At 32.0% G+C, this 316-nt stretch carries 1 protein-coding gene; it reads right to left on the reverse strand.

Going from position 1 to position 316, the window contains the following annotated elements:
- Positions 1 to 75 precede the first annotated feature (75 nt).
- The coding region (locus tag KVT27_RS24125) for a sigma factor-like helix-turn-helix DNA-binding protein (RefSeq protein WP_217582124.1) at positions 76 to 316 on the reverse strand (241 nt) is incomplete at its 5' end.

Consider the following 316-nt stretch of genomic DNA (forward strand, 5'->3'; position numbering starts at 1 on the left):
TCAATGACATGCATTTTGTACTCTCTACGAAAGAAAACAGGTGATTTATTTTACACCTGCAGCACTTGTTACTTCTTATGAATTTAAAGTTGTACTTTCTCTCATTTCCATATATCGTTCCAATTTCCTCTTTACTCTTTGTAAAGCGTTATCAATAGATTTCACATGCCTGTTTAACTGTTCTGAAATCTCTTGATAAGAACGACCATCTAAATATAAAGATAGCACTTTTCTTTCTAAATCGCTTAATAATTCAGATATTTTTGATTCTATGTCTGTATTTTCTTCCTGGCTAATGAGCATCTCTTCAGGATCA

Source organism: Lysinibacillus sp. GbtcB16, from assembly GCF_019091145.1.
Taxonomy (GTDB): domain Bacteria; phylum Bacillota; class Bacilli; order Bacillales_A; family Planococcaceae; genus Lysinibacillus; species Lysinibacillus fusiformis.